This window comes from Segatella sinensis (assembly GCF_040095255.1).
Taxonomy (GTDB): domain Bacteria; phylum Bacteroidota; class Bacteroidia; order Bacteroidales; family Bacteroidaceae; genus Prevotella; species Prevotella sinensis.
This window is the reverse complement of record NZ_JBBNGE010000003.1, coordinates 24,182-46,932: the sequence shown is the minus strand read 5'-3', so window position 1 is coordinate 46,932 and position 22,751 is coordinate 24,182. Positions and strand designations below refer to the sequence as shown.

General features: G+C 47.3%; 19 protein-coding genes and 1 pseudogene. 10 read left to right on the top strand and 10 right to left on the bottom strand.

Annotated elements, in window-relative coordinates; genetic code table 11:
- Positions 1–173: 173 nt before the first annotated feature.
- The 3 genes from secA to AAAT87_RS01445 all read right to left on the bottom strand — a co-directional run bounded on the left by secA (position 174) and on the right by AAAT87_RS01445 (position 5,467).
- Positions 174–3,515, bottom strand: coding sequence for a preprotein translocase subunit SecA (secA, locus tag AAAT87_RS01455; RefSeq protein WP_295023630.1), 3,342 nt, complete (start codon positions 3,513–3,515; stop codon positions 174–176).
- A 236-nt stretch (positions 3,516–3,751) separates the two neighbouring features.
- On the bottom strand, positions 3,752–4,111 hold the full coding sequence (locus AAAT87_RS01450) for a hypothetical protein (protein WP_295023629.1): 360 nt from the start codon (positions 4,109–4,111) through the stop codon (positions 3,752–3,754).
- 78 nt (positions 4,112–4,189) lie between these two features.
- A complete protein-coding gene (locus AAAT87_RS01445; protein ID WP_349225421.1) occupies positions 4,190–5,467 on the bottom strand; it encodes an Lnb N-terminal periplasmic domain-containing protein in 1,278 nt (425 codons plus the stop codon).
- A 166-nt stretch (positions 5,468–5,633) separates the two neighbouring features.
- Between AAAT87_RS01445 and bamG the strand changes: the two genes are divergently transcribed.
- The 4 genes from bamG to AAAT87_RS01425 all read left to right on the top strand — a co-directional run bounded on the left by bamG (position 5,634) and on the right by AAAT87_RS01425 (position 11,278).
- Positions 5,634–6,926 (top strand): BamG family beta-barrel-assembly machinery protein, encoded by a 1,293-nt coding sequence (gene bamG / locus AAAT87_RS01440; protein ID WP_298530588.1) that lies wholly within the window; start codon positions 5,634–5,636, stop codon positions 6,924–6,926.
- Between the two features lie 57 nt (positions 6,927–6,983).
- Positions 6,984–7,643 (top strand): LPS export ABC transporter periplasmic protein LptC, encoded by a 660-nt coding sequence (lptC, locus tag AAAT87_RS01435; protein ID WP_295023626.1) that lies wholly within the window; start codon positions 6,984–6,986, stop codon positions 7,641–7,643.
- Positions 7,644–7,681: 38 nt separating this feature from the next.
- Entirely contained in the window at positions 7,682–8,953 is a 1,272-nt protein-coding gene (locus AAAT87_RS01430) for a hemolysin family protein (protein ID WP_427866136.1), read from the top strand.
- 174 nt (positions 8,954–9,127) lie between these two features.
- A complete protein-coding gene (locus AAAT87_RS01425; RefSeq protein WP_349225420.1) occupies positions 9,128–11,278 on the top strand; it encodes a peptidylprolyl isomerase in 2,151 nt (716 codons plus the stop codon).
- Between the two features lie 139 nt (positions 11,279–11,417).
- Here AAAT87_RS01425 and AAAT87_RS01420 read toward each other — a convergent pair whose 3' ends face one another.
- Entirely contained in the window at positions 11,418–13,889 is a 2,472-nt protein-coding gene (locus tag AAAT87_RS01420; protein ID WP_349225419.1) for a GumC family protein, read from the bottom strand.
- Between the two features lie 58 nt (positions 13,890–13,947).
- Positions 13,948–14,826 carry a glucose-1-phosphate thymidylyltransferase RfbA gene (gene rfbA, locus AAAT87_RS01415; RefSeq protein WP_233904683.1) on the bottom strand — a complete coding sequence of 293 codons (879 nt, stop codon included), beginning with the start codon at positions 14,824–14,826 and terminating at the stop codon, positions 13,948–13,950.
- A gap of 295 nt (positions 14,827–15,121) precedes the next feature.
- On the opposite strand from rfbA, the gene AAAT87_RS01410 reads away from it, so the two are divergent.
- From AAAT87_RS01410 to AAAT87_RS01390, 5 genes are all read left to right on the top strand, one after another.
- A complete protein-coding gene (locus tag AAAT87_RS01410; RefSeq protein WP_296972904.1) occupies positions 15,122–15,772 on the top strand; it encodes a DUF8491 family protein in 651 nt (216 codons plus the stop codon).
- A 91-nt stretch (positions 15,773–15,863) separates the two neighbouring features.
- Complete coding sequence (locus AAAT87_RS01405) at positions 15,864–16,157, top strand: hypothetical protein (RefSeq protein ID WP_089544209.1); 294 nt, start codon at positions 15,864–15,866, stop codon at positions 16,155–16,157.
- A 26-nt stretch (positions 16,158–16,183) separates the two neighbouring features.
- On the top strand, positions 16,184–16,474 hold the full coding sequence (locus tag AAAT87_RS01400) for a cell division protein ZapA (RefSeq protein ID WP_117662775.1): 291 nt from the start codon (positions 16,184–16,186) through the stop codon (positions 16,472–16,474).
- Positions 16,475–16,499: 25 nt separating this feature from the next.
- The gene (gene rny, locus AAAT87_RS01395) at positions 16,500–18,032 is read left to right on the top strand and encodes a ribonuclease Y (RefSeq protein WP_153092172.1); all 1,533 of its coding nucleotides are present in this window, start codon (positions 16,500–16,502) and stop codon (positions 18,030–18,032) included.
- Between the two features lie 164 nt (positions 18,033–18,196).
- Positions 18,197–18,892 (top strand): tRNA 2-thiocytidine biosynthesis TtcA family protein, encoded by a 696-nt coding sequence (locus AAAT87_RS01390; RefSeq protein WP_295023640.1) that lies wholly within the window; start codon positions 18,197–18,199, stop codon positions 18,890–18,892.
- A gap of 141 nt (positions 18,893–19,033) precedes the next feature.
- On the opposite strand, the gene AAAT87_RS01385 is transcribed toward AAAT87_RS01390, so the two are convergent.
- The 5 genes and pseudogenes from AAAT87_RS01385 to AAAT87_RS01370 all read right to left on the bottom strand — a co-directional run bounded on the left by AAAT87_RS01385 (position 19,034) and on the right by AAAT87_RS01370 (position 21,400).
- Positions 19,034–19,801, bottom strand: coding sequence for a transglutaminase-like domain-containing protein (locus tag AAAT87_RS01385; RefSeq protein WP_349225418.1), 768 nt, complete (start codon positions 19,799–19,801; stop codon positions 19,034–19,036).
- 150 nt (positions 19,802–19,951) lie between these two features.
- Positions 19,952–20,050: an Rpn/YhgA-type helix-turn-helix domain-containing protein gene (locus AAAT87_RS15620; protein ID WP_487250784.1), complete on the bottom strand. Its 99-nt coding sequence runs from the start codon at positions 20,048–20,050 to the stop codon at positions 19,952–19,954.
- A 77-nt stretch (positions 20,051–20,127) separates the two neighbouring features.
- A pseudogene (locus tag AAAT87_RS01380) lies at positions 20,128–20,295 on the bottom strand (PD-(D/E)XK nuclease family transposase); the annotation flags it as partial.
- 277 nt (positions 20,296–20,572) lie between these two features.
- On the bottom strand, positions 20,573–20,722 hold the full coding sequence (locus AAAT87_RS01375; RefSeq protein ID WP_349225417.1) for a hypothetical protein: 150 nt from the start codon (positions 20,720–20,722) through the stop codon (positions 20,573–20,575).
- A gap of 9 nt (positions 20,723–20,731) precedes the next feature.
- On the bottom strand, positions 20,732–21,400 hold the full coding sequence (locus AAAT87_RS01370; RefSeq protein ID WP_295023617.1) for a Crp/Fnr family transcriptional regulator: 669 nt from the start codon (positions 21,398–21,400) through the stop codon (positions 20,732–20,734).
- A 211-nt stretch (positions 21,401–21,611) separates the two neighbouring features.
- Here AAAT87_RS01370 and AAAT87_RS01365 point away from each other — a divergent pair, with 211 nt between their 5' ends.
- Positions 21,612–22,652, top strand: a complete 1,041-nt coding sequence (locus tag AAAT87_RS01365) for an Rpn family recombination-promoting nuclease/putative transposase (RefSeq protein ID WP_349225416.1) — start codon at positions 21,612–21,614, stop codon at positions 22,650–22,652.
- Positions 22,653–22,751 lie beyond the last annotated feature (99 nt).

The following is a 22,751-nucleotide window of genomic DNA, read 5'->3' as shown; positions in this document are numbered from 1 at the left end:
TTTTCTTTTCGACTGCAAAAATACTAATAATTATTTGCAACTCGGTTGCAATGACGTTATTTATAACAAAAATACCTAGAAATGATGAGAGTATCATCAAATCTAGGTATTCTTATCATTATTTCTTGTGATGGCAAGATTTCGCTGTCATCACTTATCATCCTTTCTGGTGTTTAGATGTTTCTGCCGTGGCAGTTCTTGAACTTCTTGCCGCTGCCGCATGGACATGGATCGTTAGGACGAGGCATGTGCTCGGCACGGTATGGAGTGCGGTTCACCTGATCAGCTCCCTCGCGGGTATCCTGGTTGGCTGCTGCCTCCTGTGCTGCACGCTCAGCATCGATATCCACCTTGCTCTCTACGTAGTTCTGCTGGGTGTGCTGCTCTGGTGCTGCCTCCTGAACTGGCTGCTCCTGCTCCATGACAGGAATCTGACCACGCATCAGGATGCTGGCGATGCGGTCGTTCATATCATTGATCATAGCGTCCCATACCTTTGCACTCTCCAACTTGAAGATGAGCAATGGGTCCTTCTGCTCGTAGCTGGCATTCTGTACAGAGTGCTTCAACTCATCGAGCTTGCGGAGGTTCTCCTTCCAGTCATCATCGATGATGTGGAGTACTACGCTCTTCTCGAACTCCTTCACTACGTTCTTTGCCTCTGTCTCGTAAGCCTCCTTCAGGTTGCATGCGATGTTGTACATGCGCTTGCCGTCGGTGATAGGCACCATGATGCGCTCGTACATCGCACCCTGGTTTTCATATACCTGCTTGATGATAGGCATTGCTGTAGCCTGGATGCGGTCGGTCTTGCGCTTGAAGGCAGCCATAGCCTCCTGGAAGGCACGCTCAGCCATCTCGTCGCGTCTGCCGTTCTCGTATTCCTCCTCTGTGAAAGGAATCTCCATGGCGAGAACCTTCAGGAACTCTTCCTTGGCACCGGTGAAGTCGTTGTTGTTCACGATGTTCAGTACGCGGTCCCAGATTACGTTGGCGATATCCATACCGATACGCTCACCCATCAGGGCGTGGCGACGCTTCTCGTAGATAACGGTACGCTGACGGTTCATCACGTCATCATACTCCAGGAGGTGCTTACGGATACCGAAGTTGTTCTCCTCAACCTTGCGCTGTGCACGCTCGATGCTCTTGCTGATCATTGGGCTTTCGATACGTTCGCCATCCTCGAAACCGAGACGGTCCATTACCTTGGCAATGCGCTCAGAAGCGAACAGACGCATCAGCTTATCTTCCAATGATACATAGAATACAGAAGAACCTGGGTCACCCTGACGTCCGGCACGACCACGGAGCTGGCGGTCAACACGACGGCTCTCATGACGCTCTGTACCAATGATGGCGAGACCACCTGCTGCCTTCACCTCTGGGGTCAGCTTGATATCGGTACCACGACCTGCCATGTTGGTAGCGATGGTTACGGCACCCTTGCCATTTACTGAGCGACCAGCCTCGGCTACGATCTGAGCCTCCTGCTGGTGCAGCTTGGCGTTCAATACATTATGAGGAATGTTGCGCATCTTCAACATCTTGCTCAACAACTCAGAGATTTCTACAGATGTGGTACCAACCAATACTGGGCGACCAGCATTGCGTGTCTCCTCAATCTCATCGATGACGGCACGGTATTTCTCGCGGGCAGTCTTATATACACGGTCATCCAAGTCCTTACGCAGGATAGGGCGGTTGGTAGGAATCTCAACTACATCGAGCTTATAGATATCCCAGAACTCACCAGACTCGGTGCTTGCCGTACCGGTCATACCTGCGAGCTTGTGGTACATACGGAAGTAGTTCTGGAGTGTGATGGTAGCGAAGGTCTGTGTTGCAGCCTCTACCTTTACATGCTCCTTAGCCTCTACAGCCTGGTGCAAGCCATCGCTCCAGCGTCGACCCTCCATGATACGACCTGTCTGCTCATCCACGATCTTCACCTGACCGTCCATGACTACATACTCGTCGTCCTTATTAAACATGGTGTAAGCCTTCAAGAGCTGCTGCAAGGTGTGAACACGCTCGCTCTGTACGCCGTAGTGAGCCAGCAACTCGTCCTTGATGTCCAGACGCTCCTGGTCTGAGATGTCTGTGCGAGCTTCCAGGTCACTCATCTGTGTAGTGATATCAGGCAATACGAAGAGCTCTCTATCGTTCACCTGCTTAGCCAACCACTCTGTACCCTTATCGGTCAGGTCGGCAGAGTTCAGCTTCTCATCAACCACGAAGTACAAAGGCTCAACAGCCTTAGGCATCTCACGGTTGTTGTTTGCCATATAGAATTCCTCGGTCTTGAGCAATCCTGCCTTGATACCCTCTTCAGAGAGGTACTTGATCAATGGCTTGTTCTTAGGCAGCGCCTTGTAAGAACGGTAGAGTGAGAGGAAACCTTCCTCGAGCATCTGCTGGTTCTTGGTCTTGCCGCCCTCTGTAATCTTCTGCTTAGCCTCGGCGAGCAACTCGGTAGCCTGCTTGCGCTGTACCTCGTAGAGCTTCTCTACCAGTGGCTGGTACTGCTCGAACATCTGGTCGTCGCCCTTTGGAATAGGACCAGAGATGATCAATGGTGTACGGGCATCATCGATCAATACGGAGTCAACCTCATCGACGATGGCGTAGTTGTGCTGGCGCTGTACCAGGTCGCTAGGGTTGGTAGCCATGTTATCACGCAGGTAGTCGAAACCGAACTCGTTGTTGGTACCGAAGGTGATATCAGCCATATATGCCTTGCGACGAGCGTCAGAGTTAGGACGATGCTTGTCGATGCAATCTACAGAGAGACCGTGGAACATATAGAGAGGGCCCATCCACTCAGAGTCACGCTTAGCCAGGTAGTCGTTCACGGTTACTACGTGTACACCATTACCTGTCAATGCGTTGAGGAAGATAGGGGTAGTACCTACGAGGGTCTTACCCTCACCGGTAGCCATCTCTGCAATCTTACCCTGGTGGAGAACAACACCACCGAAGAGCTGTACGTCGTAATGGATCATTTCCCACTTCATATCGTTGCCGCCGGCAGTCCAGTGGTTGTGATAGATAGCCTTGTCACCGTCGATGGTCACGAAGTCGTTGGCTGGGTTTGAAGCCAGCTCGCGGTCGAAGTCTGTAGCAGTAACTACGGTCTCCTCGTTCTCAGCGAAGCGGCGTGCTGTATCCTTTACGATAGCGAAAACCTGAGGCAAAACCTCGTTGAGTGCAACCTCATACTTGTCGAGTGCTTCCTGCTCCAACTTGTCGATCTGGTTGAAGATACCTTCACGCTCGTCGATTGGAGTGTCCTCGATCTTAGCTTTGAGTTCGGCAATCTTAGCCTTCTCTTCCTTAGCGTACTCCTGTACGTACTTCTGGAGTTCCTTTGTTTTTGCACGAAGTTCGTCATTGCTCAAGGCATTCATCTTAGGGTATTCTGCCTTGACTTTCTCTACGATTGGCTGGATCAACTTCATATCGCGAGTTGACTTGTTGCCAAACAATGACTGAAGAATTTTGTTAAAGTTCATTGTATATTTATTTTTTATTATTATTCGATGTATGATATAGGAGTTAAAGAAGTTAAGAAGTTAAAGGAGTTAAGACAAATGTGGGCTGTCAGTCCTTTTTCTTCTTCTGCTTTTTCCTGTTGTTTGTTTACTAGCTTGCAAAAATACAAAAAATATCTGTAAATCTGCAATATTTTACCAATTATTGCCCTTTCTGGCTGCATTTCTTGCTAGTTTTGCTGTCAGAAAGCATATAATCAGCAGTTTGGACCTCGAATAACAATGCTTCCGAAGTGTGCTTTGTACTTATGCGCCACAACGGGATGAAAACAAATATTTAAATGTGAATCTGTCAGAATGTCAGTCTTGACAGCTGCAAGCACAGCTGCCTGATGGTAATGATGCTCTGACATATTTTCCTCTTCGGAAGCCTGCTTGATGGCTTTGATGACATAGAGGATGTCCTCCTCCAATGCCTTCGCCTCCGGTTGCTGGATGAATTCATCGTAGGATATATCCGTGAGCGCAAACTTCAGCGCCTGCTGATAAGTCTGCGCCTCCATGCCGGTTGCCGCCAGGACAACCAAAAGGGCTGTGATATATCTGTTTACCATCATTTTTATTTCCTTTATTTATGTAACTTTTAAAAGTCTTTTTGGAGCATCTTCTCTCAGTCTCGGTCTGGAGAAGTGTCACTACTTGTCTTTTCTGAGTTTATTCATTAATTGTTTCTGTATAGCCAGCTTGCTGCTGTTGAGGTCGAGCAGGGTTGACTTGATTGCATATCTCATCAGCAAAGAGAATGCCAGAGTGCTCATTCCTTCGGCATAGCTCTGCCAGATTTGCAGGAGCAATGCCACGAGCAGGCACCATCCCCATATCTCGTAATACCAGTAGAGCTTGCCTTTTCTCATCTTCGAAATGGTTTTCCAAGTGAAGATGAGGTTCACTGGGTTCAGCAGCAGAAGCTGGAAGTTGATCTGCACGGTAGGGTGCTGCGAGAAGATCATCGCAAAAAGGATGATGCCCGGCAGACCCGTCCAGATGAGCAGGAAGGCATCAAACCCCCAGAAGTTCTTCTTCTTGCGCCATTCGATGATGCTCACGCCTATGATGATGATGGCGATGAATGTTGCCACCATGATTGGAGTGATGGCTTCCGATTCTGCCACCTGTGCCTGCTTCGGTATCAGGTAGCTGGTGCTATCTACCATCGTGATATAGCCCTCCTTGCCGTTGTAGTATCGGGTGCTTGCCAGATCCTGGGGTGCATTCATATTGTCTTTTCTGCCTTCTGTGGCAAAGTCACGGCTCAGGTTGTCCGGCAGGAACTCCCATTCTCGCTTGCTGATAGGCTGGTCGGCGAGATAGCCCAGGAGCAGGTCGTTGCCGAAACGGCTCCATCGGTGGTCTCCGTTCAGCTTGTGGATTTCCTGGCGATAGGTGGATTGGGTTTCCTTATCATCAAAGTTGGTGTTGCAGTAACCGATGTTGGTGAGGATCATCTCCCTTGCACGGGTGGTGCAGTTGTCGAAGAAGAAGTTGTACCGGTAGGTACGGTTCTCCGGCTTGGCATTTTCCTCGATGGCATGCAGGATGTTGATCTTCTCGTCCCTGGAGAGATTGATGCGCTGCTGGCGTACCCATCTTCCTTCTGCTGCATATTCGGCGAGGAAGTCGGTCATTGGGTAGATGCCGATCTGGTAGTCGGTGAGTCCGAATACGAAGCGCAGGATGAAGAAGTTCTGCCTGAAACTGAACATGCCCCAGTTGACTGCCACGTCGCTTCCGTGCATCTTGTCCTGGATGCGCAGGGCAGAGTGACCGTAGTACGACCATACCTCGTTGCCTGGTCCGCAGGTGAGGAGCGAAATATCTACCGAGTCGAGCCAGGATGTAGCATCCTCATTGACACGACTGTTCTGCACAGAAATGTCAGGAGTCTGATAGCCTGAAAAATCCTGTGCTGTCACATTAGTAGTTAAATTGGTTAAAATAACCGCTAAAATGACGCCAAAAATATGCTTAAATCGTTTCACGATGCAAAAATAACTTATTATTTTGGAATATCCTTCTTTTTTCTAGATTTTTTTTAATACTTTTGCACTCTGAATATAATTTTGACTGATTTATATATAAATGAGAAAGTTTATTTTAGCAGCCCTCTTGTTGGGTTCTACTCTTATGGTTAATGCCCAAAGCGGTACTAATTCTCCATACAGCCAGTATGGTTTAGGCGTTTTGTCTGAACAGACTTCTGGCTTCAACCGTGGTATGAATGGTGTTGGACTTGGTTTTCATGAGCATAATCAGATTAACTATCTGAACCCTGCTTCCTATGCTGCCATCGACTCCATGACTTTCATCCTGGATGCCGGTATCTCGGGTCAGGTAACCAACTTCAACGAGAACGGGGTGAAGAAGAATGCCAATAACTCCAATCTCGAATATGTGGTAGCAGGCTTCCGCCTCTTCCGCCATCTGGGTATGAGTTTCGGTATTATCCCTTTCACCAACGTGGGATACAACTATTCTACCAGCGGATGGGTGAACAAGAACGACAAGGATGTTACCTACACCAACTCCTACGAGGGTGAAGGCGGTTTGCATCAGGTATATGTGGGTGCCGGCTGGTCTCCACTCAAGGGCTTGTCTGTCGGTGCCAATATTGGCTATATCTGGGGCTCCATCGACAGAACCGTGCAGAACAACTATAGCAACAGCTATTATAAGTCTCTTTACCGCACCTATGGTACTCGTGTGAACAACTACAAGATCGACCTGGGTGTGCAATATACCCAGAAGTTGTCGAAGAAGGATGAGGTAACCCTGGGTGTCACTTATTCGCCAGGTCATAATCTGCATGCCGATGCCGATATGAGCATCATTTCTTCCAATGCGCAGACCAGTACATCTGATACACTTGCCTTCAGCATCAAGAATGCCTACGAGTTGCCTACGATGTATGGTGCCGGTTTGATGTGGAATCACAACAACCAGTGGAAGATTGGTGTAGATTACAGTCTGCAGAAATGGGGCAGCCTGGGCTATCCTACCTACGAGGCTAACAGCAGCGAGCCTTGGGCATTGCGCGATGGAGTGTATAAGGATCGCAGCAAGGTGAATGTCGGATTCCAGTACTGCTATGGTGAGCGCAACCGTGCTTTCCTCAAGCGTGTGGCTTACCGTGCCGGTGTAAGCTTTGCTACACCATATTATAAGGTGAACGGCGTGGATGGCCCTAAGGAGCTTTCTGTAAGTGCCGGTTTCGGTATTCCTATCATGAATTCCTACAACAACCGTTCGCAGTTGAATATCAGCGGCCAGTGGGTGAAGAATTCGGCTACCGGACTTATCAAGGAGAATATCTTCCGCCTGAACATCGGATTCACTTTCAACGAGGATTGGTTCAAGAAGTGGAAGATGCAGTAATCTGCCCATATTGTGGTGTTTTCTTCGGGAGATGCCACATCTTCTATATATATAATAATGTATAAGATTAAATATTTCATAGTAATAGGTGTCATAGTTTCCTGGGTTTTGGCTGCCTGCCAGAATCCGGTAGAACATACTGCGCCTGCTATCCACGACAGAGACTCTGTGGCGATGATGACTTCGTATGGCGTCAATACACTCATCAGTGATTCGGGTGTCATCAAGTACCGCATCGTTACCGAGCGATGGGAGGTGAATACCAACCGTGTGCCTTCCCGCTGGATTTTTGATAAGGGAATGCTGCTCGAACAGTTTGACGAGAAGTTCCACATCAACAGTTATATCCAGTGTGATACGGCTTATTACTTTGATCAGGAGCGGGTATGGAAGCTCTATGGCCGTGTGCGCATCCTCACCAAGGATGGTCTTCGCTTTACCAGCGAGCAGCTCACCTGGGATGAGAACAAGCACGAACTCTCCAGCCATGTGTTCAGTAAGCTCGTTACTCCGGAGCGTACCCTTCAGGGTTCCTATTTCTGGAGCGATGAGCGTATGACCCGCTATTTTGTGAGCAATTCTAAGGGTAGCTTCGAGAAGGGCGACTTCGGTGGTGGAGGCAGTTCATCTCCTGCTTCATCATCCGATTCTACCAGTGCGCCTATGCGTCAGCCGGCAACACCGCAGCGAGCCACCACCATTCCTGTCATGCATTGATAGGGTAGGAGGAAATATGTTTTTTAACGATATAATGTATCATGGAAGAAGTTGATATAAGTCTGATAGTGAGTATCCTCATCACGATGGTGTTTTCTGCATTCTTTAGTGGAATGGAGATTGCCTTCGTCTCCTCCAACCGTATGTTGGCGGAAATGGACAAGGAGAAAAACGGACTTACGCAGCGACTCTTGTCGCTCTTTTATAATCATCCCAACGGATTCGTCAGCACCATGCTGGTGGGCAACAATATAGCCCTCGTAGTATATGGTATCCTGATAGCCCGTCTGTTTGATAATACCATCTTTGCTGGTCTGGATGATGGTGTCAAGGTTACCTGCGATACCATTCTCTCCACACTCATCGTGTTGTTTACGGGTGAGTTCCTGCCGAAGACGCTTTTCAAGTCGAATCCAAACCGATTGCTGTCCATCTTCAGTCCGTTTGCGTATCTGTGCTACGTCATTCTCTGGCCTATCAGCAAGTTCAGTACCTTCCTCAGCAAGGGATTGCTGCGCATGGTGGGTATGAAGATGGAGTCTGAAGAGGGGGATGAAGGCTTTTCTAAGGTAGATCTTGACTATCTGGTGCAGTCGAGCATCGACAATGCCACCAATGAAGACGAGATCAACGACGAGGTGAAGATTTTCCAAAACGCCCTGGATTTCTCAGATACCAAGGTGCGCGACTGTATGGTGCCACGTACCGAGATTCAGGCGGTAGAGATAGATACCTCTCTGGAGGAACTTCGTCAGAAGTTCATCGAAAGCGGAAACTCCAAGATTATCGTCTATGAGGATGATATCGACCATATCGTGGGCTACATCCACAGTTCCGAGCTCTTCCACAATCCGAAGAGATGGCAGGATCATATCCGCACGATGCCTTTCGTGCCGGAGACCATGCAGGCGCAGAAACTGATGCAGACTTTCCTGCAGCAGAAGAAGTCGCTGGGCGTTGTGGTAGATGAGTTTGGCGGAACCAGCGGACTGGTGAGTCTGGAGGATATCGTGGAAGAGATCTTCGGCGATATCGAGGATGAGCACGATTCAGCGAAGTATGTAGCCAAGAAGACCGATGACGGCGACTATCTGCTGTCGGCTCGACTGGAGATAGACAAGGTGAACGATCTGTTCGACCTGGATCTTCCGGAGAGTGATGAGTATATGACTCTGGGTGGACTCATTCTTCACGAATATCAGAGCTTCCCAAAGCTGAATGAAGTAATTAAATTCGACAAGTTTGAGTTTAAGATTATCAAGTCCACATCCCGTAAGATAGAACTTGTGAAACTCCACATCATCAAATAGTTGGATGAGAAGAGGGAATTTTTCGACTTTTTTGCGTTTCCAGCCAAAAAAGATACCGAAAAATTCCCTTTTCTCGTATTATTTTTGTATTTTTGCAACCAATTGGCTACTTGCTTCAAAAGCAGTACAATCCTAATAAGGAAAAAATAAAATAATAATAATAATTAAAACGTAATGGCAGCATTAGGAACAATTAGAAAAAGAGGCGTGATACTGATATGTATTATCAGTTTCGGTCTTTTCGCCTTCATTGCTGAGGAAGCTTTCCGCTCTTGCGATTCTGCAAAGAACAATGAGCGTCAGCAAATCGGTGAGGTGTATGGCGAGAAAATCAGCGTGCAGGATTTCCAGAAGCTCGTTGATGAGTACACAGAGGTTATTAAAATGCAACAAGGTCAGGAAAACCTTCCTGAGGAGCAGATGAATCAGGTGAAGGACATGGTATGGAATACATACGTGCAGAACCAGATTATTGCCAAGGAGGCTAGTAAGTTGGGTCTTACCGTAACAGACGCAGAGCTTCAGGATATCTTGAAGACAGGTACAAGCCCAATGCTTCAGCAGACTCCATTCGTAAATCAGCAGACAGGTCGTTTCGACGCATCTTCTCTCCAGAAGTTCCTGGCTGATTACAAGGCTCAGAAGGCTAACCCATCTGCTAATCCTCAGATGATGGAACAGTACACCAAGATTTTCAACTACTGGTCATTCATCGAGAAGACACTCCGTCAGCAGACTTTGGCTCAGAAGTATCAGGCACTCCTTGCACACTGCTTCCTTTCAAACCCTGTAGAGGCTAAGATGGCTTTCAAGGAGGAGAACGAGGAAAGCCAGATCCAGTTGGCAGCCTTCCCTTATTCTGATGTTCAGGACGACAAGGTGAAGGTAGAGGAGAGCGACCTGAAGGCTAAGTATGACGAGATGAAGGCTCGCTTCAAGCAGCCTGTTGAGAGTAGAGATATCAAGTTCATCGATGTTCTGGTTGAGGCTTCCAAGACCGACCGTGCAGCACTCAACAAGGAGTTTGCTGAGTATCATACACAGCTCGCTGCTGCAGCTGATCCTGCAGAGCTTGTTCGCAAGTCAGCTTCTACCGTAGCTTACCTGGGTATCCCAGTGAGCAAGGAGGCTTGGCCATCAGACATTGCTTCTGCTATCGATTCCATGGCTGTAGGTGCTACTTCTGCAGTAAAGGTTAATGCTTCTGATAACACATTGAACATCGTGAAGCTGATGAGCAAGCAGCAGTTGCCAGACTCTATCCAGTATCGTGTCATCCAGGTGGCAGCAGCTTCTCAGGCTGAGGCTAAGACCAAGGCAGACTCAATCCATAGCGCTCTTGCTGCTGGTGCAGACTTCGAGGCACTCGCTAAGAAGTATGGTCAGACTGGTGAGAAGGCTTGGATGACTACCAAGCAGTATGAGTATGCTCAGACTATGGATAAGGACAACAAGGCATTCATCAACACATTGAATACAGCTTCTGTCAATGCATACAATGAGCTTCAGCTCGGTCAGGGTTATGTCATCCTCCAGGTTTGCGACCGCAAGGCAATGGTAACCAAGTATGTGGCAGCAGTCATCAAGAAGGAGATTCAGTTCTCTAACGATACATACCGTACAGCATACAACAAGTTCTCTAGCTATGTAAGTGCTAATCCTAAGTCAGAGGATCTCTTGAAGAATGCAACCAAGAGCGGTTATCGCGTACAGAACCTGAATGATATGACAACAGCTACTCACTATGTAGCCAGCATCCATTCTACCCGTGATGCCTTGAAGTGGATCTTCGAGAGCAAGGAGGATGAGGTTTCTCCTATGTATGAGTGTGGCGACAACAACCACTTGCTCGTAGTAGTCTTGGATAAGATTCATCGCATCGGTTACCGCGACTTGAGCGATCCTCAGGTTAAGGAGATGGTAAAGGCTGAGGTCATCAAGGACAAGAAGGCTGAGCTGATTATGGCTAAGGTAGCTGGTGTGAAGAGCATCGCTGCTGCTAAGGCTAAGGGTGCAAAGATTGCTACCGTTAATCAGATTACTTTTGCAGCTCCTACCTTCATCTCTGCTACAGGTGCTAGCGAGCCTGCTGTTTCTGGTGCTGTTTCAGCTACCAAGAAGGGCGCTTTCGTAGCTAACGCGGTAAAGGGTAACGCAGGTGTTTATCTCTTCCAGGTTACTGGCAAGACCAACCGTCCTGTTAAGTTCGATGAGAAGGCTTACGAGCAGAAGTGCCGCCAGAAGGCTATGCAGTATGCCGGCAACTTCATGAACGAGCTTTATATGAAGGCTCACGTAGTGGATAACCGCTACTTGTTCTTCTAATTATAGTAATTATCATTTCTATTATTTGGGCGTGTCACGATTCTTTTGTGATGCGCCCTATTTTTTTTGATGCATAAAAAAACGTGCAGCACTTTGATTCAAGTGCTGCACGTCGTTTTTTTTTATCGTGATTCAAGATCTAGATCTTGATGCTGTCATCATTGGTGTTGTTGCTGAACAAACCGTAGAAACCGAAAGAACGGTTGCCGTTTTTGCTGTATTTGCCAAATCCGTAACTGTATGCGAACTTCTTCTTGGAGAGGTCGATATCGTTGATTACGATTGAGATATTTGGCAGTTTCTTCTGCTCATCGAGCTTGTTGATGTAAGTGAAGCTAGACTTAGTTGAGAAGTCTGCACGGCAAACGAACAGCGTTCTGTCTGCTAGCTTGCTGAGCTGCAGGGTATCTGCTACCAGTCCTACAGGCGCTGTATCGATGATCACATAGTCGTAGTGCTCTTTCAGCAGAGCGATGGTCTGCTTCAGGCTCTTTCTTACCATCAGTTCACCAGGGTTGGCTGGTGTAGGACCTGCCGTCAGCAAGTCTAAGTTGTGGTTCACGCCAGATGTTACAATCTGAGCCTTTACTTCCTCCCAGTTACATTCCTCGTTGGCAAGGATGTTGGTGATGCCGTGCTGGCGGTCTCCGATGCTGAAGAGTTCTGCCATTCTAGGCTTTCTGATATCGAGTCCTACCATAATGGTCTTCTTCTCCAGCAGAGCGAGGCTCATAGCAAGGTTTGAAGCGATGAAGGTCTTGCCTTCTCCGGTTGTGGTAGAGGTCACGATGAATACCTTTTCCTTGTCGTCACCTGCCAGTTGCAGGTTGGTACGCAATCCTCTGAAGATTTCCGACATCAGGTTACTCTTGTTTTCCTGTATCACGATGTTACCCTTGCTTCCGTTGGCGCTGGCAGTAGGGATGTCTCCGATGATAGGGAGCTGAGTCAGTTTCTCTACATCGTCGTGACCCAGAATCTTGCTGCGCAGCAGTTCGCGAAGGTAGATGATACCGGCAGGGATGGCAACACCCAGGATGAATGCGATGAGTAATGCGATGATTCCCTTAGGGCTTACCTTATCTACGAAAGCTGCAGGCTCGATGATCTTTGCCTTGTCGGCGGTTGATGCCAGCGACATGGAAGTCTCCTCACGCTTCTGCAGCAGCATCAGGTAAAGACCTGAGGTAACCGACTGCTGACGTCCGATCTGTGTCAGTGCCTTCTCCTGTTCTGGAGTCACACCGATAGTCTTCTCGTATTTGCTAGCCATGTCGGCGATGCTGTTACGCTGGATCTTCATATTGATTCTTGCCTGGAACATAGCTCGCTTGATGGCAGTCATCAGGTCTTCCAGCTGTGCCGTGATAGGGGTTACCACTGGCGAATCCTCGCTCGCACTGTGCAGCAGCTGCTTGCGGGTCAGGGCAAGGCTGTTGTATTGTCCGATCAATGCCGTAGCACTCTCATCCTCCAGACCTACATTGGTAGGGATAGGCTGATACTTGTTGGCTGGCTGATCCATATACTTACCAATCTCGTTGAGCAGTTCCACCTGCATGTTGGCCTTATTCAACTCCTGGTCAAACTGGTCGGAACTCAATACAGCCTGCTTGGCGTTCAGTCCGATATCCACCATACGGTTCTTCTGCTTGTACTTCTCCAGGTTGGTATCGTTACCGGTCAACTCTGTAGAAATCTTTGCCAGTCGGCTGTTGATGAAGTCTTCTGTGCGCTTCTGTATCTCGTTCTTGTCGATGTTTGCCTGATAGTTGTAGGCATCAATCAGACCATTGAGGAAGTCAACGCCTCTTTCTCTGCTCTCATCGTTGAAGGTCAGCTCCACGGTGTTAGCCGTCTTCTTGGTCTGGTTCATGGTCAGACGCTTGAAGTATTCCTTAGAAGCCTTGAAAGGAGAAATCATCTCCACCTTCAGCTCAGTACCTTCCTTCAGCTCATAGACAGGGTTCTGTGTCAGGGTCAGTGTACCCGCCTTGGTTCTGATCTGTGCCGGGAGTTTGGCGAGGGTTTTGTTGATTTCGTAAGGAGCCTTTTCGAAGGTTTCTGCATCGATAGGCTTGAAATACTTACCCTTTACGTGGTAGATACCTCCCTCACGGGTGATGGTCAGCTTCATCGGAGCATTCAGCTGCTTCAGGCTGGTGGTGTCCATGTCCACGTTTACTTCCTGCTTGGCATAGATCAGCGTATCTACCAGCATGCCGCCGTGCTTGTACTCTGCGTAGAGCTTCAGGTTCTTGATGGTCTGCTGTACCAGAAAGCGTGAGTTCAGAATTTCCGTCTCGTTGTCGATACCGTTGGAACTGGACATGAATCCCAGACTCAGGTTCGACATCGCCGCAGCCGCTGCACCGGCAGCACCGCCGCTCTTCTTGGATTCATCATCCTTGATCAAAATCTTCGTAGAACTCTGGAATACCTTTGGTGCCAGCTTCACGTAAGCCACTGCAAGGGCACAGCAGAGAACAATCGAGAGAAGGAACCATTTCCAGTTCAGGATCAGAGTGGAATAGATGGTCTGAAAGTCGAGCGCAGACTGTTCTTCCTGCTCCTGCAAGTCCTCAAGTTCGTAATTCTTGTTTTCTTCCATTTTACTATTAATGATATTCTTATTTTATTCTGTTGAAATCTCAGTCTTGAGTCAGAGCTTATCTGTTGTCTGTAGCTATAGCCATCAGATACTGTCCGTATCCGTTCTTGAGCATCGGTTCAGCCAGTTTCTTCAGCTGTTCCTTGCCGATCCATCCCTGGTTGTAGGCTATCTCTTCCAGGCAGGCTACCTTCAGTCCCTGGCGCTTCTCTATCACCTCTATGAAGGTGCTGGCTTCCGAAAGACTGTCGTGGGTACCGGTATCCAGCCAGGCAAAACCTCGCTGCAGGGTTCTTACCTTCAGGGTCTTCTCTGCCAGATAGTGCTGGTTCACTGTGGTAATCTCCAGCTCTCCACGCGCACTAGGCTTGATGTGCTTCGCCACTTCTACCACGCTGTTCGGATAGAAGTAGAGTCCCACTACGGCATAGTTGCTCTTAGGCTGTGCCGGCTTCTCCTCGATGCTCAGGCAGTTGCCGTCCTTGTCAAACTCCGCCACGCCGTATCTTTCCGGATCGTTCACGTAGTAGCCGAATACGCTTGCCTGTCCCTCTTCGGCTGCCTTCACGCTCTCCTTCAGCAGTCCGGTAAAGCCGGCTCCGTAGAAGATGTTGTCGCCCAGCACGAGGCAGACGTCATCCTTCCCTATGAATTTCTCTCCGATGATGAACGCCTGAGCCAGTCCGTCAGGCGAAGGCTGTTCTGCATACTCGAAGTGAACCCCCAGTTCGCTTCCGTCACCCAGCAGTCTCTTGAATCCAGGCAGGTCGAAAGGCGTAGAGATAATCAGAATCTCCTTGATGCCAGCCAGCATCAGTACCGATACGGGATAATATATCATAGGCTTGTCAAAGATAGGAATCAGCTGCTTGCTGATGCCCTTGGTGATGGGGTATAGTCTGGTGCCCGAACCACCTGCTAATACGATTCCTTTCATATCTTCTTCTTTATTTCTTTTTATGGTAAAAGTTCTTATTATACCTTTTTATTTTTATATGTTGCACATTCCACAGTCAATGCAGACTTTGTGCGGAACTGAAAAAAAGTCTTTAAAAACGTGGCAAAGTTACTAAAAAATATTGAGCGGTGAAAATAATCTGCCTAAAATCTTCATATAATATAGGAAAAACATGCTTTCGGGGAAAAAAAACATCTCTTAATTTGGGTATTTTGCGATTTTATTGTATTTTTGCAGAACATTTAAGAACATTAATGAATAAATAAGATTAAGAATGGGAATATTTTCTAAACTATTCAGTCGTAAAGACGAAGATAAGAAAGTAGGTGGAATGGAAGACTACATGACCCTGGTCCGTGTATATTTCCAGGCTGCCTTGGCTTCACAATTAGGTATCACCAATCTGGCTATGCTTCCAGACCTCCGTGTCTTCAAGACCAGCCTCCATGTTCCTACCGTCAACAACCGTCTGGGCATTGGCGAGAAGGCACAGGTCAAGAAGATGATGAAGAACATCTATGATACCGACGATAACTTTTTCAAGGAGATTGATGCCAGCATCCGCAAGAACTGCCAGAAACTCCAGGATGTCAATACCTATCTCATCCAGTTCCAGAACTTCACCCAGGATCTGATGATGCTCATGGGCAACCTGATGAAGTTCAAGCTTCGTCTGCCCAACTTTATGAAGAAGACCCTCTATAAGCTCACTGCACAGACTGTGGACGATATCTTCAACAAGAACGATTTCTCGGATGCCAGCGTGCTCAAGACCGTGGTAGGCTTGCGCCACTTCAACACCCGTCTGAAATTCAGTCAGCAATGGGTTACCGATTTCACCTTCCAGGTACTGATGTTGGCAAAGAAGGAGCCACGTCCATCCGATGAAGCGGTGGAAAAGGCAAAGCAAAAGATGGGAAAGTAGCCAATATTCTCCCAAAAAGATAAAAAAACAGGAGAATATTTGTTTTTTTCAAATTATTCTCTTAAATTTGTAGCCAAAAAAGTAAAAAGGCATGAGTGCTAGTGAGAAAACAATCAATACGTTTGCCACAAGAGTAAGGCAGATGATTCTCAAGTTTGAAGATATCAAGCATGAGAATGCAGAGCTGTATGCAATGGTGGATGAGCGCGATGCCAAGATCAAGGAATTGCAGGAGAAGTTGACTCAGGCAAAGCATGATTACGACAGTCTGAAGATGGCGAAGATGATGACAATTTCCGACTCCGACATGGAGACCACCCAGAAGCGCATCGCCAAGCTCATCAGAGATGTCAACAAGTGTATAACGCTACTGAGCGACAAGTAATAACTATTGAAGCGGAGGCAGATCAGATGGAAGATAAATTACAGATCAGATTACATGTATATGATACCGACCTCACGGTAAGAATACCGAGAGAGGATGAGGAGTATTATCGTAAGTCGGCTAAGTTGATCGATGAGATCGTCAATTCGTATGCGAAAATCTTCAAGGGGCGCAAGAGCGACAAGGAGATTTTGTATATGGCTCTCATCGACGTAGCTTTGAGATTCGAGAAGGAATCAGATAAAAATGATACCCAACCATATAATGATATTCTGGACAAGCTGACTGCGGAGATAGAAGATACCTTGGCTAAGTAAGAATATTAATAATTATAATATATATATGGTAACAATAATAGCGGCCCTGGTAGCTCTCGTGTTGGGAGGTATCGTGGGGTATGTCATTTTCCGTTATGTCATTAAGGGAAAATATAATGAAATGATAGATGCTGCCAGCAAAGAGGCAGAAGTTGTAAAGGAGAAAAAGCTTCTCGAAGTGAAGGAGAAGTTCCTCAATAAGAAAGCCGAGTTGGAGAAGGAGGTGCAGCAGCGCAACTCCCGCATCCAGCAGAGTGAAAACAAGCTCAAGCAGCGCGAAATCTCGCTCAACCAGCGCCAGGAAGACCTCGGTCGCCGCAAGCAGGAGGTAGAGCAGTATCAGCAGCGCATCGACAATGAGAAGAAACTCCTCGCCGTGAAGCAGCAGGAACTCGAGAAGATGCAGAAGCAGGAGCAGGCTAAGCTCGAAGAGCTTTCTGGACTCAGTGCCGAGGAGGCGAAGAGTCGCTTGGTAGAGAGTCTGAAGGATCAGGCTCGTCTTGATGCAGCCAGTTACATCAATGAGATCATGGATGATGCCAAGCTCAATGCCAACCAGCAGGCTAAGAAAATCGTAATCCAGACCATCCAGCGTGTGGCTACCGAGACTGCTATAGAGAACTCAGTCTCTGTATTCCACATCGATAATGATGAAGTCAAGGGACGCATCATCGGTCGTGAAGGCCGCAACATCCGTGCCCTTGAGGCAGCCACCGGTGTGGAAATCGTGGTAGATGATACTCCTGAGGCTATCGTTATATCAGCCTTCGACCCTGTGCGCCGTGAGGTTTGCCGTCTGGCTCTCCATCAGCTGGTAGCCGATGGCCGTATCCACCCAGCCCGTATCGAGGAGGTGGTAGCCAAGGTGAAGAAGCAGTTGGATAATGAGATCATCGAGACCGGTAAGCGTACAGCCATCGACCTCGGTATCCATGGTCTGCATCCAGAGCTGATCCGTATCATCGGTAAGATGAAGTACCGTTCTTCTTATGGTCAGAACCTCTTGCAGCATGCGCGCGAAACCGCCAATCTCTGTGCGGTGATGGCTTCTGAGCTGGGCTTGAACCCTAAGAAGGCAAAGCGTGCCGGTCTGTTGCACGATATCGGTAAGGTGCCAGACGAGGAGAGCGAGTTGCCACATGCACTCTATGGTGCCAAGATTGCCGAGAAGTACAAGGAGAAGGCAGATATCTGCAATGCCATCGGTGCTCACCACGACGAGATGGAGATGAATACCCTTCTGGCTCCTATCGTACAGGTATGTGATGCCATCTCAGGTGCCCGTCCAGGTGCCCGCCGTGAGATTGTAGAGGCATATATCAAGCGATTGAACGATCTTGAGGCTATCGCCATGAGCTATCCTGGCGTAACAAAGACCTATGCCATCCAGGCAGGTCGTGAGCTTCGTGTCATCGTGGGTGCCGACAAGATGAGCGATGAGCAGAGTATCAAGCTCTCTGATGAGATTGCAACCAAGATTCAGAACGAGATGACCTATCCTGGTCAGGTGAAGATCACCGTGATTCGTGAGACTCGCAGTGTAGCTTACGCTAAGTAAGAAGGAATCAAGCGATAAAACGCGTTTTCATATATTCGAAGTTTAAATTGTCGTTTCTCTCCTTCATAGGATGAGGAATGTATTTGATAAAGTCGCTGTTCTCTAGGGGACAGCGGCTTTTTTCTTTCATATCATATACGGCTACATTTATATAATATAATGTGATGAAAGCAGAACAGAAGATTTTAAAGCGATTCAATAAAGGATGCGTGGATTATCACCTTTTGGAGGATGGTGACCGGATTCTCATTGCCTTGAGCGGCGGAAAGGATTCCCTGGAACTGTTGCGCCTCTTGGCTCAGCGTGCCCGCATCTATAAGCCGCATATCGAGGTAGAGGCGGCGCATATCATTATGGATAACATCCCTTACGAGACTGACCGTTCTTATCTGCAGGCATTTTGTGCAGAGAATGGCATCAAACTTCATATTCTGCATAGTTCTTTCGATGAATCCACCGATCCCCGCAAGACCCGTTGTTTTCTCTGTGCGTGGAACCGCCGCAAGACGCTCTTCGAGTTTGCTGTAAGCCACGGGTTCAATAAGATAGCTCTGGGCCATCACATGGATGATATCCTCGTTACTTTCCTGATGAATATCACCTTCGAGGGTTCTCATTCCACTATGCAGCCCAGTCTTCCTTTAAAACATTATCCGCTTACCATCATCCGTCCCCTCTGTCTGGTGCATGAGGCGGATATCCGTCAGGTGGCAGAAGAGTTGCAATTCACGAAGCAGAAGGCGTTGTGTCCTTACGAAGAGACTACCCGCCGTTCGGATATGCAAGCCGTCTTCCGGCATTTGGAGCGGTTGAATCCTGAAGCGCGCTACAGTCTTTGGCGCTCTGTCTTTATGGAATAAAATATAGTAGAAAAAGCAATAAAAAACGAAAGTACTTTCATGAGCACATGAAAGTACTTTCGTTGGACAATGAAATAGGCTTCATTTGCCATTGAAGCCTATTTCATTTGTTCCTGGGGTAGATCTAGTAAATGGCAGTTACTAATTTTGGGGAGCTGCCCAGAAATGTGAAGTATCTGTTGTCAGTACTGAATGGTCGGGAAGTTCAAAACCTTTGAATCCAGAAGGAACAAGCACGATATGGCGATTATTGTTTCGATAAGCAGGATTATTATCTTCGCGACCATAGCCTGTTGTCTCCCACGTATCAAACCAGTATAAGTTTTTTGCCCAATATGCCCTGTAATAAACAAAATCATTATCTGAATTCAAGAGAGGACGGTAAACGATTTCTCTGCCGTCAATATATCGCTCACGCATTTCTGTAAGAGAAAGTGGAGTGCCTTTTTCATCTTCTGCCCAAGCTTTCATATCCGAGTCTAGCATAGCCCATTTCTGTAATTCTGGCAGCCACACCAGGTTAACAATATGGCAGTCGGAATCCTCGGAATCTGCAGGATGACAAGTTACAATGCGGTTTACAATACCCTCAGACAGCAATAGTTCGTGTAAGAGGATGGAGTGTAATCGACAGTAGAATGCAGGCTCTATCGATCGAGTGTATTTCCAGAGATCTATAGCATTACGTCTCTTAGGATTAATCTTTTGATTGGCATGAGGAATGTTTTCCGCTACAAAACGTGCCAGTGAAATGGCCTTGTCCCATGTTGGCATTGTGGAAGATACAACTGTATCGAGTTTGAAATATTCACGGATTTTTTGTGATTGGACAGAATCTTTCTGATATGCAAAATGATAGGACGTAGTATCTGGTACATATTTGCCAGCGTCTTTTAATTTTTCTACCATTTCATTCTTCAGCGAATTGCAAAGGTAAGCTTCCACTTGTTTATTGAAAACAAAGCGTGCCAACAGTAATGTTGCTACAGCTATGAGCAGGATTCCTAGGATGCTCCAGCCTACCAACTTGATTTTTTCTTCATTTTTTTATTCTATTAGTTATTTCATTTTTTCTATCTGTTCCTGGGTTAGTCCGGAATACTTCTTGATTAGATTGATGTCAACACCATCGGCAAGCATGTTCTTGGCAATTTCCAAGGCTTTCTCATTCTTACCTTCTTGCTTCGCCGTATCAATAGAGTTTTTTTATATCACGATATGCCATCTTACTTGCCTCCTACGTGCTCTGGATTCAGATACGACACGTCCTTCACAACCTGTCGGCCATTAAAAAAGCTGTTGAGGAAGCAAATCAGTAAATTCTTGTTCATTGCCGTTCCAAATATTCGCTTGAAACCGAAGTCGGTCAGCAAGCTGATGTATGTTTCTTCTACCTGTTTCATACGTCATTCTTTTTAAATCTTATGCAAAGATTTTGCCAGCGAGTGCAATGAAAGCTTGCTTTCAAATTGCTGAGTGCCGCAAATCTTATGAAAAGATACGCTGAATATTTGTAACCTCCAAATTTTAAGGCAGTTTTTTCTCATAATCGTCTTGTTTCACATATATATTAAGGTAATTTCGTAGCGTCGGATATGCCCTTTCCTCCGTTAGGCGTTCCGGCGGATTTACAATCCGCCGCTAATAAATGTCCTAACCTCTTTATGCTCTGGGGATATGTTATCCCCCAGCAATCAGGATGTAGTCTGCAATGTGATGGGAATGGGGGATTTCAAACCGATGCAGCGGATGTGGTGCTGAAGATGGGCTCTGGAGGCGCAGGTGGAGAACTTCGTCTTCATCGGTTCTTTCTCTCTCCTTTCCTCTCATTCCTGCTCCTTATTTCATTTCATCCGAGTTGAGTATGGTGATGGTCTTGCCCTCAATCCTGATGGCACCCTTCTCCTCGAATTCGGAGAGGCAGCGGAGGAGTGAGAACTTCTGGATACCGAAGATATCTGCCATTTCCTGTCGGCTGACATCCAGATGGATGGTTCTGCTCTGCTGTTCGGTAGCCATCTTGATGAGGTATTGCGCCACCTTCTCCTTGACGGAGAAAAGGGAGAGCATGCGCATTTTCTGCGAAAGGAAGATATCTATCCTTGACAGGTGCTGGATGAAGTTCCAGCGTATGCGCTCATCAGTATCTATCAGCAGTTTCAGTTCCGAAGGCCTCATGCGCAGGAGGGTGGTCTTCTTGCTTGTCTCCACGCTTACGGGCATCTCGTTATTATGTGCGAAGATATAGGCAGGGGCTATCAACATCGATTCGCCCAACCGCTCTATCTGAGCCTGCTTGCCCGACAATCCTGACATGCGGGCTATCATCTCCCCCTCGACAATGATGTCGGCATATCTGCAGGGCATTCCTGCCAGCACATAGGTTTCCCTGGCAGCAAGCTCCACCATCCGGTAGCTTACCATCGACAGTGCCTCTCTGATTTCCTCTGGAGTAAACCCCTCAAACACCGTGCATTTCTGCAAGGTAACGAATATTGATTCTTTCATACATTTAAGTTTTATATTCAATAACGCATTTTCCCCCGATTTATTGTTTGCTCCATTTAGAATCTTGAAGGCAAAATCTCCGCACGCCCTATAAGAGTAGAATCTTACTAGCTAAAGTTCTGGTAATAAGCAAGAAAAATACGAAAAAACTTTGGTGTCTTAAAATAAAGTCGTAACTTTGCAGCTGAAAATTAATAAATGGAGGAAGAATATGGCAAATTATATCAGATTTGACTGGGCGATGAAGCGCCTGCTTCGCAACAAGGCAAACTATGCCGTGCTGGAAGGCTTTATGTGTTCGCTGTTGAACGAGAAATTCAAGATCAACCGATTCCTGGATAGTGAGAGCAATCAGCAGACCGAGAATGATAAATTCAACAGAGTGGATATCCTGGCAGAAAATGAAAAGGGAGAATTCATCATCTTCGAGATACAGAATACCCGGGAACATACCTATTTCCACCGTATGCTCTATGGAGTTTCCAAGGTCATCACAGACAATATCAGTCTGGGCGATGATTACGACAAGGTGCGCAAGGTATATTCCATCAATATAGTGTATTTCACATTGGGACAGGCTAAGGATTATGTATATCATGGCAAGACGATGTTCCAGGGACTGCATCAGCCGGATGATATCCTGAAACTCTCCAACCGACAGAGTGAACTCTTCTTCGGTGATGAAATCCCTCAGGGGCGCAAGACTAATCGCGAAGCCGGAGACATATTCCCGGAGTATTATCTGCTCTGCGTGAATAACTTTGATAAGCTGGCGGTGAACAATCTGGATGAATGGATCGAGTTTCTCAAGACCGGCGAGATCAGCGAGGCAGCCCAGGCCCCAGGTTTGGCAGATGCCCGCAAATGCCTGGATATAGATAAGTTGACCGTAGCGGAAAAGAATGATTATGTCCGCCACATGGAGAATCTGCGCTATCAGCGCAGCGTTATCAAGACGGGTTATGATGATGGCTGGCAGAAAGGTCTTGCCGATGGTCGAGAAGAAGGACGAGCTGAAGGACGAGCTGAAGGACGAGCTGAAGGACGAGCTGAAGGACGAGCTGAAGGACGAGCTGAAGGACGAGCTGAAGGACGAGCTGAAGGACGAGCTGAAGGACGAGCTGAAGGTCGTGCCGAAGGAGCCCAAGATGAGAAGAAGGCCACAGCCCGTCGTCTTCTTGCAATGGGCTTGTCTGCCGAGCAAGTGGCAGCAGCAACCCAGTTGTCATTAGATGAAATAAAGAAATTATAGCTGCTTTTTGCAATTGATAAAGGGAGATTTCGCCAAGAAATCTCCCTTTATTGTTATATGCTCGGCATGGACGTTGTCTAACGGCTGCAAATTCTCCCT